This is a genomic window from Flavobacterium fluvii, from assembly GCF_900129545.1.
Taxonomy (GTDB): domain Bacteria; phylum Bacteroidota; class Bacteroidia; order Flavobacteriales; family Flavobacteriaceae; genus Flavobacterium; species Flavobacterium fluvii.
The window spans coordinates 1,064,951-1,082,404 of the sequence record NZ_FQWB01000001.1; the positions used below are offsets into that span (position 1 = coordinate 1,064,951).

A 17,454-nucleotide genomic window follows, 5' to 3' on the forward strand; every position below is an offset into this window, starting at 1 on the left:
ATTTGGACCCAGAGCCCAGTTTTCTTTTAGCATCTACTTTAGATACTAATTTGGTATTCGGATTTATCGCAATTTTTGCGTTGTTGTTTTGTTCTGCACTGGTTTCTGGTGCCGAAGTGGCGCTGTTCTCCTTGTCGCAAAAAGACATCGACGACACTTTGCAAGAGCATCCTTCAAAAGGGAAAATCATTTCGGAACTGCTGGAAAAACCCAAAAAATTGTTAGCCACGCTTCTTGTAGCCAACAATTTTATCAATATTGGAGTGGTAATCTTGTTTTCCTTTATTGGTCAAAATTTATTCTCGGCAATCACTTTGCCTATCTTGAAATTTATTGTCGAAGTTATTTTGGTTACTTTTTTAATCTTGTTGTTCGGCGAGGTTTTACCAAAAGTGTATGCCAGCAGAAACAATATCAAGTTTGCCAAATGGGTGGCTTATCCAGTTGTGGTTCTCGATAAATTGCTTTCGCCAATAAGTTTGCCAATGCGCAAAGTCACCATATATTTGCACAATAAATTGGGAAAGCAAAAGACAAATTTCTCTGTCGATCAATTGTCGCAAGCATTGGAACTCACGGACACGGAAGACACATCATCCGAAGAACAAAAAATATTGGAAGGAATCGTGACTTTCGGAAACACCGATGCCAAGCAGGTAATGAGTCCGAGAATGGATATTTTTGCATTGGAAATAGAAGAATCTTTCCAGTCGATTTATTCGAAAATAATAGAAAAAGGGTTTTCCAGAATTCCCGTGTACAGGGACAATATAGACCAGATAGAAGGCGTTTTGTTTGTGAAAGATTTGCTTCGACACATTGACAAGGACGAATTTGATTGGAAAACATTGATTAGAGAACCGTTTTTTATTCCCGAAAACAAAAAAATCGACAATTTGCTCAAGGATTTTCAAAACATGAAAAGTCATTTGGCCATCGTGGTGGATGAATACGGAGGAACATCAGGTATAGTTTCTCTTGAAGATATTATTGAAGAAATTGTGGGCGATATCAGCGATGAATTTGACGGAGACAACTCCAATTGTTCTAAAATAGACGACAAGAATTATCTTTTTGAAGGAAAAACAAACCTCAAGGATTTCTATAGAATTATCGATGTCGATGAAGAATTATTCGAATCGACAAAAGGAGAAGCCGAAACACTGGCTGGCTTTATTCTTGAAATTTTGGGAAATTTTCCCCAAAAAGACCAGAAAATCACATTCGAAAATTGCACGTTTACCATTGAAGCCGTGGATAAAAAACGCGTTAAACAAATAAAAGTCACCATTGAATAAACATAAAATGCCCAAAAAACAACTTGCTATTTTCGCGCTATTGGTCGTGCTGTTTTCAGTTTTTAGCTGTAAGGACGAAGTTTTGCCTAAGCCTTCGAGCTATTTACGATTGGATTATCCCGTGGCGGAATACGTGAATTTTGAAAATAAATGTCCGTTCACTTTCGAAATGAATTCCGAAGCGGTTATAAAAGGGGAGAAGGACTGTGGATTTACGATTACGTATCCAAAAATGAAAGCCACGATTTATTTGACTTACAAGCCGGTAAATAGCAATATAGACAAATTGCTTCGCGACGCCCAAAAACTAACTTATGAACACGTGATAAAAGCGGATGACATCTTGGAACAACCCTATTTGAATCCATCCAAAAAAGTATATGGCATGTTTTATCGGGTTGATGGCAATGCCGCCACGAATTCACAGTTTTACGTGACGGACAGTACCAAACATTTTGTGACGGGTTCCGTTTATTTCTACGCAAAACCCAATTACGATTCTATTATGCCGGCTGCAAGCTACGTTCGAAACGATATGCAAAGGTTGATGGAAACTTTGAAATGGAAATAAAAAAAAGCACTCTGAAAAGAGTGTTTTTTTATTGATTATTTAGATTCGGTTATCCATTTGTCGATTTTCTTTTCCAACAAGGCCAATGGCATTACGCCAGATTCCAAAACTTTTTCGTGGAATTTTTTGATGTCAAATTTGGCTCCCATTTTGGTTTCCGCATTTTTGCGTAATTCCTTAATTTTCAATTGGCCAATTTTATAGGATAGTGCTTGACCTGGACGTGCCATATAACGTTCGATTTCGGAAATAATACCCGCTTTGTTCATGGCTTCATTGTCCAATGAGTATTGAATGGCTTGTTCTCTTGTCCAGCCTTTGCTGTGGATTCCGGTATCAACGACTAATCGAATGGCTCTGTGCATTTCGCTGCTGAGCATCCCGAAATATTGATATGGGTCTTGATACATTCCTAGTTCTTTACCCAAACTTTCGGTGTACAAAGCCCAACCTTCGCCATAAGCACCAAACCAATTGAATTTTCTGAAATCCGGCAATCTGGCATTTTCTTGTTGCAATGAAATCTGGAAATGATGTCCTGGAATGGCTTCGTGCAGAAACAAATCCTCGTCGCGATAAATGTTGTAATCAGTAATGTCGGGGATTGGCACATAAAAAATTCCTGGACGGGAACCATCTGCGGCTCCTTGCGAATATTGTGCTGCGGCAGATTTTTCGCGGAAGGCTTCAGTTCTTCTGACTTCAAATTTTGTTTTGGGTTGAAGCGAGAACAGTTTGTCCACATTAGGTTTTACCTTGGCGTAAATTTTGTAGAAATTGGCAATAACTTCTTCAGGAGTTTTGAAAGGTTTTAACTCTGGTTTGTTGCGAACATCGTCAAAAAATTCTTTTAATGTTCCCTTGAAACCCACTTGGTTTTTGACTTTTTCCATTTCGGCATTCAATCGAGTTACTTCTTTTAATCCCAAGTTATGGATTTCATCGGGAGTCATTTCAGTCGTTGTCCACTGCTTTACATATATGGCATATAAATCCTTGCCAAACGGAAAACTTCCAAATCCGCTTGTCGTCCTAGATGCTGGAAGGTATTCTTTTTTCAAGAAATCAGTCATTTTTTGGTACTGGGGAATCAGTTTATCGTTGATGATAGCCGTGTATTTTGCTGTCAAATCTTTCTTTGTTTCATCAGAAAATGTCGCGGGCATCAATTTTATGGATGAATAAAAAAGGTTGTCTTCTATTTTTGGAGTGGGCATTCCTTCAAATTGCGGAATTAGTTTCTCCGTTAATTCTTTTGGTAAAACGATTCCTTTTGCCATTCCTTTTTTCATGTACACCACCGCCGAATCAATCCAAACGGAATATATGTCCAACCTTTTCAAGAAATTGGCATAATCTTTTTCAGTTTTAAATGGTTGTGCACTCGTTCCTCCGGCAAATTGTCCCATGGTTAAATGTGTCCCGTCAAACTGGGTGATTGGGAGTAGGTTCGTGGGTTGTTTCAATAATTTTTTTCCGACTACAACCTCCCATTTTATGATTTCGTAGCTGTTTTTATCTTCTTCGGATAATTGCGTTTCGTCGATTGTTTCCAATGCGGCTTCGTATTTGTCAAAAAAAGATGCTTGTGCCTTTCTATAACCATCAGTCATTTCGAACGGTAATTGATCGTTGTATTCGTTTTGACCGTATTGAGTGGCGTCAAGTGGGTTTAGTGCATTTTTATCGTCAAAATAGTTGTCCATAATTGACTTGAAATCTTGTGATTTCATTTCAGGTTTACAGTTTACAAAAAGCAGAGATAATAAAAAGATGGAGAAAAAAGTAAGTGTTTTTTTCATGATTTATTTGGATTGGTTAGGTAAAGCTAACTATTTATGGTTGATGTAACAAGTAAATTATCCGTGATATACTCTGGAGAAAACAATTTTAGCTTCCTTTATCTCCAAGACTTCGGCAACAAGCATGTCACTTTCGCCTTGAACGGTTCTTGTATATTCCATAAAAACCCGATTTTCGTTTGCCGTGAGCGAAGTAACTTTGTAATGCAAACTTGGTAGCTCTTCAAAAGATTTTTCCCACCAATCGTGCAGTGATTGTTTCCCTTTTACCAAACCATTTGTTTCCGGTTTTTTGATTTTCAGTTTTGGGCTAAAATGTTCCGCATCGTCATCATATAAAGATAAAAGCTGGTCTAGATTATGATTGTTGAAAGCTTCAAACCATTTATGGGCAATTGATAAATTCTTTGTAGATGTCATTTTTGTTTTTTTAAAATAAAATTCCCGCTTGAAAGGAGCGGGAATTTAAATTATTAATGAATTTATAAAACTTATACGTTTTTCAAATTGATGATTTCTTGTTCGGTAAGCAATCTCCAGTTTCCTCTTGGCAAATTCTTTTTGGTCAAACCTGCAAAAGCTACCCTGTCAATTCTCAAAACATCATAACTGAAATGTTCGAAAATAGAACGAACTACTTTGACGTTGGCCGATCTTAATTTCAGGCCAATTTCGCTTTTGGCTTCTCCTTCAATATAACTTACATCTTCCACAAAAACACGGTGTCCATCAAGAACCAATCCTTTTTGTATTTTTTCCAAGTCCTCGAATTTTAGGTTTTTGTCCAAAGAAACTTGGTAGATTTTTGATGATTTGTTGGTTGGTAAAGTAAACTTGCGAATCATGTCCGTATCGTTTGTAAACAACAAAAGACCAGTTGTGTTCTTGTCCATTCTTCCAACAGCTCCAATTTTTGCTGTGGTTGAACCTTTTACCAATTCCAGAACATTGCGATATTCCTGACCTTCGTCAAGTGCTGTCGTGAAGTTTTTTGGTTTGTTCAGCAAGATGTACACTTTTTTCTCAGGAGTCAAAGTTGCTCCGTCAAAATTCACTACATCTCCCGGTTTTACCATATATCCCATTTCGGTTACTGGAATTCCGTTTACCTTAACATTTCCAGATTGGATATAAATATCTGCGTCACGACGCGAACATACTCCAGAATTGGAGATGTATTTATTCAAACGAATTTCGTCTTTTACTTTAGGTCTCTTTGGTGCCTGATTTGGTTTTTTTTCTACTTTATCAGTAGTCGCTTCAGGAACTTTGTTTGTTGGTTTTACTTTTTTAGGACCTTGTGCCCTTTTTTGCATCGCAGGTTTTGGCTTGTTGGAGCTTGGTCTAGAACTGTTTGCCCTGCCGCCGCTTTTTTTATTATTGCCTTCCTTGTTATTCATATTTTTATTTTATTTATTTTTTATAGGTAATATGTAATTCGCAAATGCTCATTTCATAATATTCTATAATTTATGCAAAGATAGTTTTTTATTGCTTAATAGTTGATTGTTTTTGGATTAGGGTTTTGTAGCCCTGATGTTCAATTGCTTTCGCAATTGCCTCTTGTGGCGGGGTTCGCCACAAGAGATAAAGTGTACAGCAGGAAATGGCTCCTGAAAAACTAAATCGAACGCAACAATTTTTCGCCGTGCCACAACACGCTCGGATTGATGAGAATAATACAGAAAACACCCGCCACAATCAGGAATTTCAGGACATTGTGGAGCAATACATATTGTTCTTTAGTGTTGTGTTTCCACAAATGAATCAAGAAAAATATTAAAATTATCAGGCAGGAATAAAAATAAATGTCCATATAACCCACGTCGAAAATTTCGATTAAAACATAGATGGGAATTATGGTCGAAATGGTTAAAAACGTGATTATTTTCTTTGAAATCTCTTCGCCATAAATAATGGGAATGGTTTTGTAATCGTTGGCCAAATCGCCTTTGATGTTTTCCAAATCTTTGATCATTTCGCGAATCAAAAGCAATAAAAACAAGAAAGTGGCGTGACCAATGATGACTTCATACAGGTTTTTGTAATACAAAAGAATGGCGAAAAAAGGCAAAATTGCCAAGAGTGCCGCCGTTAAATTTCCAATTATGGGGTATTTTTTGATTCGGTGCGAATAATACCAAATCAAGAAAATGTAGGCCGAAAAATATAAAAAAGCACGCCAAGAAACGATAATGGCCAATAATGCCACGATGAAATTCAGCGTGAAATAGACATACAGCTTTGTTTTCTGGCTGACCAAACGGTCGAGCATCGATTTGTTGGGACGATTGATTAAATCTTTCTTGCTGTCGTAAAAATTGTTGATGATGTAACCTGATGCAATGGTCAACGAGGAGACAAAAACGATGATGAACAGGTCGAAATCGAGTAGGATGGACAAAGCTCTTTTTTCGGGAGCGAGGATAAAAATCGCCGAAAGATATTGGGCCAGAACGATTATCGGAATGTTGTAGCCCCTAACCACGGAGAACAAACTGACAAATTTCATCACTAAAAGTTTGTTCTTTCTGCTCAGCATTTTTTATTAATGGTTAGTCGTCAAGTTTCACAATGTCGTAATTATAAACTTGCTAATTTATTTTCAAATTTAGGATATTGTTTTTAAAATCAACTTGATTTTCCACAAAAAAACATTTGCAAATTCTTCTGGGAAGATATTGTTGAAAAATCCCTAAAAAACAGGAGTGTTTTCACTTGCCAATGGACAAGAATTCTGGTTTCATCTGATTGAAGATGTTTTTTGAAGGTGAATCAGGATAAATTATTTCTCGGAATGATAGAATTAGGAATCATGATTCTTTGGGTATGGTAACTGTAAATGTTGTCCCAATATTCATTTTAGAATCTACTGTTATGTTCCCATTAAGATTTTTAACAGCTTCTTTTGCCAAGTAAAGACCTAATCCCGAACTTTTGGTGTTGTTTTTGGTCATGAAAAATTTTTCAAAAATTTTGACTTGGTTTTCTTCATTAATTCCTATGCCATTATCTTCAATTTCCATTTTGTAAAATTCTCCCAGGTTGTACGTTTTAATTGAAATATACGTTTTTTCCTTTTTTTCGTCAGAATATTTGATGGCATTTGACAATAAATTAGTTAAAATAATTTTTAATTTCAGGCCGTCACTGTACCATTCGTCAACTGATAATTCTTTTTTGATGACGATTTTACGGGTGTCTTTAATATACTGTTGCTGGGCAATGATTTCATCTATAATTTTATTTAAATTGACCGGAGCAATGGCTGTTTTTTTTCTTTTATTTCTAGAAGAATCTATTATTTCTTTGATAAATTCGTCTTGTTTGTCAAGGCTTTCGTGCATCAGGTCTAAATAAGATTTAATTTGGTCCAAATCCTCCTCCTCTTTTACGATTTCTATTAATCCTTTTAGGGAAGCGATGGGAGCACGTAAATCGTGTGAAGCACTGTAAATAAATTTATCAAGTTCCCTGTTGGCCATAATTAAATTCCTGTTTTTATCATCTGTTTCGTCTTTCGAACGTCTTAACCTGTTAATCATTAGGAAGTAGTAAATACCGGTGCTGCCAATGATCATCAACGTAAAAAATATATTTGTTAGAAGAAGATATGTTTTAATCAAACGCGTGCCTTCACCAAGTGTATCGGAGAAATTTTGTTCAATTTTCGTTAATTTATTGGTGATGATGGTTGTCTGTTGAAGAATCTTTTGCTTGTCTTCCGGATTTAAATTATCGGCACTTATTTTTTTGTGGGCTTCATTTCCAACCGATGCCAATTGGACTATGAAATAATCTGCATTTTCCCATTCGTTGATGGCCTTTGCCAAGAAAGGCACGGAGTGGAAATACTTGAACAGCCATATCATGTCATCCAGGTCTTTCTCATTATTTCTACCGGCTCTAAATCCATTTTTGATGGTTTCTGTCGCATCGTTATTTATCAAGCCGATTCGTGCAATTTTATCTCCCTTCGGGACACTTAATTCTTTGTTGAATAATTCCCACTGAACTGGGTCTTTAGTAAAAAGGTAGGTGATAAGGTGTCTGGTTGCATCTTTTTGTCCTTTTGAATAATGGGATTCCCCATTTACATATGCTCTTGATGCCGACAAGATTTTAATGGTTAGATAGTTGATGACAATCAACGAGGAACAAGACAAAACAACTATAATCAAAGGAATGAAAATATTGCGAAGCTTACTATTCTTAAAGATATTTTTAGGCATATAGTTTTACGGGTATAAAAACAAGGAAAAAACTGACTAAAGATGGGGTTTTTTATTGATGCCGAAAATAGTTTAAGGTTTTTTTATTTTCATGATGCTGTTGTTTCTAATATTATGCTTAATGGGGATTTAACAAGAAATCAAATCGCGGTGCTTGATTCTGATAAATAACAAAACGAACAAACTTCATTGCAAGAAGTTGGTACTATTTGCCTAACATTAGAGAGGTTTCTGATTTAAGGGTGTGTGTTTAAAACTGATAAACCACTTCTAGTTTATAGTCTTTTAAAGCCAATCTTGCTTTTTCCAAGTCTTGGGTAAAACCTAGAATGTAGCCACCACCACCTGAACCGCAAAGTTTTAGGTAGTAATCATTCGAGTCAATTCCTTCTTGCCAAATGCCGTGAAATTGTTCGGGTATCATGGGCTTGAAGTTGTTTAAAACGACTTTCGACAATTTCTTGGTATTTTCAAATAAAGATTTCATGTCGCCACCCAAGAAACTTTCGACACAAGCATCGGTATGTTTTATGAATTGGGATTTCAACATCTTTCTGAAACCTTGGTCTTTCAGGTTTTCCATGAAAATATTGACCATCGGGGCGGTTTCGCCCACAATTCCTGAATCCAACAAAAATACGGCACCGTTTCCTTCCAAGCTTTGGGTTGGAATTCCGGTTGCCTCGATATTGTCTTTGGAATTGATTAAAATAGGAATGCTCAAATAACTGTTCAAAGGATCCAAACCAGAACTTTTTCCGTGGAAAAAAGACTCCATTTGGGAGAAAATCGTTTTTAGTCGCAATAGTTTTTCACGAGTCAAATTTTCCAGAACCGTGATTTTATGTTGGGCATATTTGTCGTAAATGGCAGCAACCAATGCACCGCTGCTTCCCACTCCGTACCCTTGTGGAATACTGGAATCGAAGTACATTCCGGTTTCGACATCATTTTTTAGGGTAACCAAATCGAAAGTGACCAATTCAGGTTGCTCGCTTTGCAAGTTTTCCAAATAAGAAACAAAACGTTTCAAATGGCCATTGGAATTTATGGCTTCGGCTGATGGATTTTCTTCTCTCTTCAGCGCGCCATTGTAAAAATTGTAAGGAATAGACAATCCTTTTGAGTCACGAATAATTCCGTATTCTCCAAAGAGTAATATTTTTGAGTAAAATAAAGGTCCTTTCATATTTAATTATCAATTAATAATTGACTTCCATCTCCAATTTCGTCACAAAGGTACTGACCATTTTGACAATAGCCAACTAATTCGTTCTTAATAAATTGAAGAACGCTTTCTTTAACATTTTCTGGATATAAAACATGAACGTTGGCACCGGCATCAAGGGTAAAACAAACCGGGGTTTTGGTTTCGTTTCTATATTTCCAAATCGCATTGATTATTTCCAGCGTGTTGGGTTTCATCAAAATAAAATACGGAATCGAAGTCATCATCATCGAGTGCAATGTCAAGGCTTCGCTTTCGACTATGGTGATGAATTCCTCCAAATTTCCGCTTTCGAAAACGTTGATTAATTTGTCCAGGTTTTCGTGTGCTTGTTCGAATCGTCTTTCGGCAAAAGGATGTCCGTTCATTAAATTATGGCCCACGGAACTCGATACTTGTTTTTCGCCTTTGTCCACCAACAAAATCGTGTCCTGAAAATTCTTGAAATTCTCGTGAACGACATTCGGAAATTCCACTCCAAACAAATCGGAGCTTCCTTGAATATTGTCGTGATTTCCCCAAACGACCATTTTTCCTTTCACGCTTCGGCAGGCACTTCCTGAACCCAAACGCGCCAAGAAAGAGGCTTTGTGATAAAAGTAATCTTCGGTCATTTCCGGGTTTAAAGCTTTTTCCAAACTCATCAAGTTCATTGCCAAAGCCGCCATTCCCGAAGCCGACGAGGCAATTCCGGAACTGTGTGGAAAAGTATTTTGGGTATCAATGGTAAAATGGTAATCTTTCAAGAAAGGCAAATAAACCAAAACTCTTTCGAAAAATTGCTGGATTTTTGGTTTGAAATCTTCTTTGGGTTTTCCTTCAAATAGCAAGTCAAAAGAAAAAGTGTCTGTCACACTGAGCGCAGACGAAGTGTGTTTTTTGGCGAAAGCCAATTTGGTTATCGTCTTGCAATTGTTCAGGGTAAAACTCACCGAAGGATTGGCTGGAATTTGACTGTCTTTTTTTCCCCAATATTTCACCAAGGCAATGTTGCTTGGAGAACTCCACTGGAATTTTCCAGTTTCAATGGAATGAGAATAGGGAGACGGAATAAAATCGTTTGCTGAAAACATCAATTAAAAATTTGGGCAAAGATACTGATTTCAGGGCATTCGGTTTAAAAAAAGTTTGACACGAATTACACCAATTGTCACTAATTTTTTCAAATTTAAAATGAATCACACGAATTTTATCTGCTTTTAAGAATTCGTGTAATTAAAACTGGTTGTAATTCGTGTTTGTTTAGTGTAATTCGTGGCTGAAATAAAATAAAGGCTTTGTGTATCGTTCAAAGTTTTGATTAATTTTGAAAAAAAAATTAAAAGATGAACAAGATTTCCAAAATTCTGGTTGTGGTGGTTACGTGTTTGGTTGTTGGGTATTTCTCCGGAATGGTTACCCGTTCGGCCATCACGACTTGGTATCCCACATTGACAAAACCGAGTTTTAATCCGCCCAATTGGATTTTTGCGCCAGTCTGGAGTACTCTTTATGTAATGATGGGAGTTGCGGCAGGATTGGTTTGGAATCGAATGGAGCAAGAAAAAGAAGTGGTGAAAAATGCCTTGGTTTTCTTTGCCGTTCAATTGGCGTTGAATGCCTTGTGGTCGTTTTTGTTTTTCGGTTTGAAAAACCCAATGCTGGCCGGGCTGGAAATTGTTATACTATGGTTGATGATTTATGAAACTTATTTAAAGTTTTCAAAAATCAACAAGATTGCGGGTTATTTATTTATTCCGTACTTGCTTTGGGTGAGTTTTGCCACGGTCTTGAATGCCAGTATTTGGTGGTTGAATAAGTAGTAGTTTTTAGCAATAAGTCATTCTTTAATAATCGGACTTTTTGCAATTTTTCAGTAACAAACCCCTTTGTTATTCAATAGAAAAAATCCAATCGACTTCATGTTTAATAATTTTTTCTGGGGAGAGTTTTTCGATTATAAAAACCCTGGAATTATAATGATTAAAAGGGAATGGAATTTTTAAACCGTTTTCTTTGGATTTTTTTACGTGTTCTGCATATTCATCCTTGATTAATTGGCCAGTTGAAATAGTCTTGATTTTTTTCAATGCAGAGGAGGAACAAGTGTCTGTTTTATGGATTTTTTTATTGTATTTAAATCTTTGTTTGTCGATATTAAAAAACAAGGTGTTTGAATCATAAATGATTTTTTTTCCTTCATTTAATAGTATATATCTAATTATTTTGGGGTATTTTTTTCCATTTTTTTCTAATGAATAATAATTGGTTTCTTGTGCTAAAGCAAGATTTGATATCAGCAAGGTTAAAAAAAGTATTTTTTTCATTTCCATTCAATTGTTTTCTGTTTTTTCAGGGTTTTAAATTCTGAAAGTATTATTTACTAAAAATTACTCGCCACAATAAACCCACTCGTCCAGGCATTCTGAAAGTTAAATCCACCCGTAATCGCATCTATATTTACAATTTCTCCAGCAAAATAAAGGTTCTCGTGCAGTTTACTTTCCATGTTTTTGAAGTTGATTTCCTTTAAATCGATGCCGCCGGCAGTCACGAATTCTTCCTTGAAAGTGCTTTTTCCGTTCACTTGAAAACTGGAATTGGTCAATTGGCTGACCAAGTTTTGCAGTTGTATTTTGGATAAATCAGCCCATTTGGTTTCTTCAGAAATATTCGAAGCCAGAACCAAACTTTCCCAAAGACGATTCGGAAAGTCGAAAGGGGATTTCTTTGAAACCGCTTTTTTGGCGTGTTCCTGTTTCAAATCTTTTAATATTTTTTCTACATCTTCGGCGTCAAGGTCATTCAGCCAATTGACGAAAATGGTAAACTGGTAATTCTTTTCGAACAAAATTCGTGCACCCCAAGCCGATAATTTCAAAATCGCCGGGCCGCTCATCCCCCAATGCGTGATTAGCAAAGGGCCGGTCGAGGTCAGTTTGGTGTCTTTTACTTTTACCGAAACTATGGCTGAAACGCCCGGTAGTTCTTTTATTCTCGAATCTTTGATGTTGAAAGTAAACAAGGATGGAACGGGATTCACGATGGCGTGACCAAAAGTTTGCAACATTTCCCATATTTTCGGGTTGCTTCCCGTGGCAAGAACTAGTTTTTCGGCAATGTAATTTTCTTTTTGGGTTTCAATTTTCCAACAGTTGTCTTTTTTGAAAATGGATTGAACACTTTGTCCGGTCAAGACTGCAATTCCGAGTTTTTGGGTTGTTTGGAGAAAACAATCGATGATGGTTTGCGAAGAATTAGAAACTGGAAACATTCGGCCGTCTTCCTCGATTTTGAGTTCCACTCCGTGATTGCTGAACCATTCCACGGTGTCTCCCGAGCAAAATTGGTGGAAAGGACCTCGCAATTCTTTTTCGCCACGCGGATAAAATTTTACCAATTCGTTGGGTTCAAAACAGGCGTGGGTCACGTTGCATCTTCCGCCTCCAGAAACACGAACCTTGGACAAGACTTCGCTGCCACGTTCAAGAATGGCTACTTTAAGTTTTGGATTTTTCTCCACGATATTGATTGCCGTAAAAAAACCCGCTGCGCCGCCGCCTACAATTATAATGTCAAAATTCTGGTTCATATTCTTTTTTTAAACCATTAAGGTCATTAAGATTTATTAAGTTTAGTCATCCGCCAATCTAGCAAAATATTCATTTACTAACGGTTTTGTAGATTTTGTTATATTAGTTGTATTGAAATTAATTAGTAATCCTTGTGGAATACTCAATAGCTTCATATAGGTCAATAATTTTGCCTCGTCAATTGGATGGAATTTTTCAACTGTTTTTAACTCGACTATAACACAATCATTTACTAATAAATCCAATCGCAATGGATTTGATAACTCTAGATCATAATAATCGATTTCGATATTAATTTGTTGTTGAACTTTGTATCCGTTTGTTTCAAGTTCATATTTTAAACATTCCTCATATATTTTTTCTAATAGACCAGGACCTAATTTTTTATGAACTTTTATTGCATAACCGATTATTGCATAAGACAATTGAGTTATTTCTTTTTTTGTCATAATTCAATTATTTAGGGGATTACTTAATTGCCTTAATTTTCTTAATGGTTTATAAAATCATATTCTATTTTTTCAAACCATTAAGTTCATTAAGAAGGTTAAGAACAATGCAAAACTTAATTTTCTTAATGAACTTAATGGTTCAAATGTTTTTTTTCTTGCTAGACAAAACAATCTTATTTTAATAAAATTATATTCTATCCGGGAAATCGGAAATAATTCCGTTTACGCTGAATGATTTTATTTTCTGGATGTCTTCCGGTTCATTGACTGTCCATGCAAATACTTGAAAGCCTTCTTCCTGCATTTGCACCGTCATTTTTTCGGACAATAAATGATAATAGGCATGCACTGATTTTGCATCAATGAATTTGGCGAAAGCAAAAGCAAGCTCCAAATCATATTCCGTCAAAACTCCCAAAGGGATTTCAGGATTCAGCAAATGGATGTCCAACAATGCTATCCAATCGAAACTTGAAATCAAAAATTGGTCGCGTTTCCAGTTTTTATTTTCCACATACGATTCAATCAACTTCACTACAGGTTTTGCCATTCCTTTTCCCTTGATTTCGACATTGATCAAACATTGCCGGTTTATCAAATCAAAAACTTCTGTCAGTGTTGGGATTTGCTGCGCCAGTTCGGCTAAAAGCCTCTGGTCATGTCCATTTTCTATCCGGAATGCTTTCAATTCCTGCAAAGATAGTTTATTTACAAACCCTTTGCCATCGGTAGTTCTGTCAATCGTTTCATCGTGAATCACTATTATTTCTCCATCGGAACTCAAATGTATGTCTAGTTCGATACCGTCAACTTTCAAATCAAGGGCTTTTTGGAAAGCAATCAAGGTGTTTTCGGGTTGATAGCCTTTTGCTCCGCGATGGGCAATTTTTAGAATGCTGCTCATTTATTTCAATTCTAACAGTAAAACTGATTTTGGTTCCAAAGTGATTTCCTTGGTGACATCTATTGTTTTGTCGGTCAAGACCTCTTTTCCGGTTTGAATTTTTCCCAGGTTTTCTTGGAAACGGCTCGTGTCTATAGTTTTTGGCTCGTCATTGTTGTTGATTAAAATCATTACACTTTCGGTGTCATTATGTCTAAAATAAACATAAGTATTGTTTTCTGGAATGTAATGCGTCATTTTTCCGAAATGAATTACTGGCTTTGTTTTTCTCCAATTGAAGAGCTTGGAAGTGAAATCGAAATACTCGTTTTGCCCCGGCGTTCTTCCTTCTTTGGTAAAAGCATTGATGGGATCGCCTTCCCATCCTCCGGGAAAATCTTGGCGAATAGCGGCATCGCCATCGTCCTTGTTTCCTGCCATTCCCACTTCGGAACCGTAATACAATTGGGGAATTCCTCTTACTGTGGCCAGCAATGTCATAGCCATTTTGTATTTTCGAATATCGTTGAGGTAAACGTGATTCAATCGATGGGTGTCGTGATTTTCGGCAAAAATCAATAAATTGTTTACGTTGGGATATAGAAAATCATTCGCAAAATTGTTGTAAATTCTAGTCATTCCGGTTTCCCAGTTGCCGTCTTCATTGAAAATGGTCAAAAGGGCGTCCGACAAAATAAAATCCATCACGCTGGGCAAATGCGAATTGAAATTTTGGATTTTCCCAATCGGACTGTCTTTTTGCCAATACGAAAGTTGGGCTTGATCCCGCATCGAAATTTCCCCGACGATGTTGAAATTTGGATATTCATCGGTGATGGCTTTGGTCCATTTTGTGATGGCTTCTGGATCGGCATAATTATAAGTATCTACCCTGAAACCGTCCAAATCGGCATATTCAATCCACCAAATGGCATTTTGTGTGAGATAGTTTAACACCAATGGATTTCGTTGGTTCAAGTCCGGCATCGTTGGCACGAACCAGCCGTCAAAACAGATTTTGGTGTCTATTTTAGAAGCATTAATATCGTGAACAAGAGTTCTTCTGTGATTGGTTTGGGTGTAATTTTCGAACTGGTTAATCCAGTCTTTGGTAGGCAAATCCTTGATCATCCAATGTTGCAATCCCCAGTGGTTGGTCACGTAATCCATTACCAATTTCATTTTTCGTTTGTGAATTTCCGAAGACAATCGCACATAATCTTCATTGGTTCCATAACGAGGGTCAATTTTATAGACATCGGATTGGGCATAGGTATGATAGGAGTAAGCAGTGTCGTTGTCTTCACAAAGTGGCGTGTTCCAGATGGTTGTCGCACCCAGTTCCTGGATGTAGTCCAGATGGTTGATGATGCCCTGAATGTCACCGCCATGTCTGCCTTCGGGCAAATCACGATTGTATTTTTCGTGGGTTAAATCGTTGGAATCATTGTCTTTTCTGCCATTCGAAAATCGATCCGGCATTATCAAATACATCATGTCCGAGGCGTCAAAACTTTTGCGTTGTGCCGAGTTTTCCCTGTGCTTTTTCAAGGAATAGTTTTGGGTAAAAGCCGCCGAATTGTTGCTTTTGAAAGTAAAAACAAAGTCGGATGCGGGACAATTTTTGGTGTCGATGCTAACGAAAATGTAGTTTGGATTTTCCGTTCTTTTCACATTAGTTATGACAATGGAATTGGAAACCGAAACCTGGTACTTTGCCACGTTCTTGCCATAGAACATAATTTGTAATTCCGGATTGTGCATTCCGGCATACCAAAATGGAGGTTCTATTCGTTCGATTGTCAAAAGAGAGTTGGGCTTCATAAATTTCGTTAAAAATCAAAAATACAAATATAAAAGTAGATTTTTCTTTGCAACCATTTTATTTTCACACAATAAACAAACAAAAACCCCATTCTTGCGAACAGGGTTAATTGTTAAAATAGAATTACAATTTTCCTTTTTTTATTCTTTAACCAAAATATAATACTGCCAAGGTTTTAAACTGATTTTTTGATCTTTTACAAAAGTCATTTTTTTGCCACTCATGTAATCCAGATAATTTCCTTGGATATCGGCTTTTGCCAATTGAAGTGCATTTGTCATATTGGCTAAATAAATGACTTTGTTGTTTTCGTTGCTTCTTTCGAAAGCCAGGATTTTTGCATCATCCGAAGTTGCAATTCGAGTGTAAGCTGCTTTCTTCTTTCCACCGTTAAGTGCTGGATTTTCATTTTTAAGTTTACCCAATTTTGCTCGCCATTCCCAATGTTTTCCTTTGGTTTTCGGAATGGAATCTTTTTCGAAGAATTTCAAACTGTGATTTAATCCATATTCGTCACCGCTGTAAATTAACGGCATTCCCGGTATTAAATAAGACAAGGCAGTCATTGTTTCTTCGGCATTTCCCAAGCGACTTTTCATAGTTCCGTTCCAGGAATTTTCATCGTGGGTATCTACAAAATTCATTAAAATATCATCGGTTGCATATTTTTTGGAAATCGCAACGATAAGTTTATCCCAATCGGCAACATTTTTTTTGCCTTGGGCAATGTCATTCATCGTGTGGTGAGCATCCCAAGAATAACACATGTCAAAAAGATTTCCTTTCATTAATTCTGGCTGCCAAGCTTCGGCAAGCATAAAAATATTTTTTTGTTTACGCAATTGTGAAACAGCATCTTGCCAAAAATCGTTTGGCACATTGCTTGCCACATCACAACGGAAACCGTCAATGTTTTCGTCTTTAATCCAATACATCATATCGGCTGTCATTTCAGCACGAAGTCCCTTGTTGTCATAATTCAAATCGGCTACATCATCCCAGCCCCAAGCTTTACCTGTTTCTGGATTTATAGGGTCAATAATCTCGCCTTTGTCATTATGGGTGTAATATTCAGGATGTTGTTTGATCCAAACATGATCCCAACCCGTGTGATTCGGAACCCAATCAAGGATTACATAAATGCCGTTTTCATGAGCTGTTTTTACCATTTTTCTGAAATCTTCTATCTTTCCAAACTCGGGATTTACTTTTGTGAAATCGGAAACAGCGTAGTAACTTCCTAAATATTTCGATTGTTCTGCTGCTGGCATTTCCGAAGCAAATTTGCTGTCATCACCACCAGTTGCTTTTCTTTTGGTTTGTGAAATGGGAAAAACAGGCATCACCCAAAGAATTTTTACGCCTAATTCTTTCAATTGAGGAATGTCTTTTGTAAACGCATTAAAGGTTCCTTCGGGAGAATATTGGCGGATGTTTACTTCATAAATAACGGCGCTTTCCTCCATTTCAGGTTGGAAAGCGGCAATTTGTCCTGTTTTTTCGGAAGAAGAAGTTGCTTTTTCTCCACTTTCTTTCTTGCAGCCAAACAGGGTTGTTAGGAGCAATGCTGATAAAAGTATTTTTTTCATGG

General features: G+C 36.9%; 16 protein-coding genes. 3 read left to right on the forward strand and 13 right to left on the reverse strand.

Annotated features, from left to right (window positions below):
- The first annotated feature begins 2 nt into the window (after nt 1–2).
- Nucleotides 3–1,298, forward strand: coding sequence for a gliding motility-associated protein GldE (locus BUC16_RS04360; protein ID WP_073368207.1), 1,296 nt, complete (start codon nt 3–5; stop codon nt 1,296–1,298).
- Nucleotides 1,299–1,305: 7 nt separating this feature from the next.
- Entirely contained in the window at nt 1,306–1,869 is a 564-nt protein-coding gene (gldD, locus tag BUC16_RS04365; protein ID WP_073368209.1) for a gliding motility lipoprotein GldD, read from the forward strand.
- Between the two features lie 35 nt (nt 1,870–1,904).
- Here the strand turns inward: gldD and BUC16_RS04370 are convergent, their stop codons facing one another.
- The 7 genes from BUC16_RS04370 to BUC16_RS04400 form a co-directional block, all read right to left on the reverse strand.
- Nucleotides 1,905–3,671: a DUF885 domain-containing protein gene (locus BUC16_RS04370; protein WP_073368210.1), complete on the reverse strand. Its 1,767-nt coding sequence runs from the start codon at nt 3,669–3,671 to the stop codon at nt 1,905–1,907.
- A gap of 57 nt (nt 3,672–3,728) precedes the next feature.
- Nucleotides 3,729–4,091, reverse strand: coding sequence for a nuclear transport factor 2 family protein (locus tag BUC16_RS04375; protein ID WP_073368212.1), 363 nt, complete (start codon nt 4,089–4,091; stop codon nt 3,729–3,731).
- 71 nt (nt 4,092–4,162) lie between these two features.
- The gene (locus BUC16_RS04380) at nt 4,163–5,071 is read right to left on the reverse strand and encodes a pseudouridine synthase (protein WP_073368213.1); all 909 of its coding nucleotides are present in this window, start codon (nt 5,069–5,071) and stop codon (nt 4,163–4,165) included.
- Nucleotides 5,072–5,292: 221 nt separating this feature from the next.
- Nucleotides 5,293–6,213 carry a geranylgeranylglycerol-phosphate geranylgeranyltransferase gene (locus tag BUC16_RS04385; protein ID WP_073368215.1) on the reverse strand — a complete coding sequence of 307 codons (921 nt, stop codon included), beginning with the start codon at nt 6,211–6,213 and terminating at the stop codon, nt 5,293–5,295.
- A gap of 271 nt (nt 6,214–6,484) precedes the next feature.
- Entirely contained in the window at nt 6,485–7,903 is a 1,419-nt protein-coding gene (locus BUC16_RS04390; RefSeq protein WP_073368216.1) for a sensor histidine kinase, read from the reverse strand.
- Nucleotides 7,904–8,153: 250 nt separating this feature from the next.
- Complete coding sequence (locus BUC16_RS04395; protein WP_073368218.1) at nt 8,154–9,092, reverse strand: mevalonate kinase family protein; 939 nt, start codon at nt 9,090–9,092, stop codon at nt 8,154–8,156.
- Between the two features lie 2 nt (nt 9,093–9,094).
- Nucleotides 9,095–10,204 (reverse strand): diphosphomevalonate decarboxylase, encoded by a 1,110-nt coding sequence (locus BUC16_RS04400; protein ID WP_073368219.1) that lies wholly within the window; start codon nt 10,202–10,204, stop codon nt 9,095–9,097.
- 252 nt (nt 10,205–10,456) lie between these two features.
- Here BUC16_RS04400 and BUC16_RS04405 point away from each other — a divergent pair, with 252 nt between their 5' ends.
- Nucleotides 10,457–10,933, forward strand: a complete 477-nt coding sequence (locus BUC16_RS04405) for a TspO/MBR family protein (RefSeq protein ID WP_073368221.1) — start codon at nt 10,457–10,459, stop codon at nt 10,931–10,933.
- Between the two features lie 69 nt (nt 10,934–11,002).
- Here the strand turns inward: BUC16_RS04405 and BUC16_RS04410 are convergent, their stop codons facing one another.
- From BUC16_RS04410 to BUC16_RS04435, 6 genes are all read right to left on the reverse strand, one after another.
- On the reverse strand, nt 11,003–11,437 hold the full coding sequence (locus BUC16_RS04410) for a hypothetical protein (RefSeq protein ID WP_141226079.1): 435 nt from the start codon (nt 11,435–11,437) through the stop codon (nt 11,003–11,005).
- A 56-nt stretch (nt 11,438–11,493) separates the two neighbouring features.
- Complete coding sequence (locus BUC16_RS04415) at nt 11,494–12,702, reverse strand: BaiN/RdsA family NAD(P)/FAD-dependent oxidoreductase (protein WP_073368224.1); 1,209 nt, start codon at nt 12,700–12,702, stop codon at nt 11,494–11,496.
- Nucleotides 12,703–12,744: 42 nt separating this feature from the next.
- Nucleotides 12,745–13,152, reverse strand: a complete 408-nt coding sequence (locus BUC16_RS04420; protein ID WP_073368225.1) for a GxxExxY protein — start codon at nt 13,150–13,152, stop codon at nt 12,745–12,747.
- Between the two features lie 190 nt (nt 13,153–13,342).
- Nucleotides 13,343–14,059, reverse strand: coding sequence for a glycerophosphodiester phosphodiesterase (locus BUC16_RS04425; protein WP_073368227.1), 717 nt, complete (start codon nt 14,057–14,059; stop codon nt 13,343–13,345).
- Nucleotides 14,060–15,862: a glycoside hydrolase family 13 protein gene (locus tag BUC16_RS04430; protein ID WP_073368228.1), complete on the reverse strand. Its 1,803-nt coding sequence runs from the start codon at nt 15,860–15,862 to the stop codon at nt 14,060–14,062. It abuts the gene before it with no gap.
- A 141-nt stretch (nt 15,863–16,003) separates the two neighbouring features.
- Nucleotides 16,004–17,452 (reverse strand): alpha-amylase family glycosyl hydrolase, encoded by a 1,449-nt coding sequence (locus BUC16_RS04435; protein WP_073368230.1) that lies wholly within the window; start codon nt 17,450–17,452, stop codon nt 16,004–16,006.
- Nucleotides 17,453–17,454: the final 2 nt, after the last annotated feature.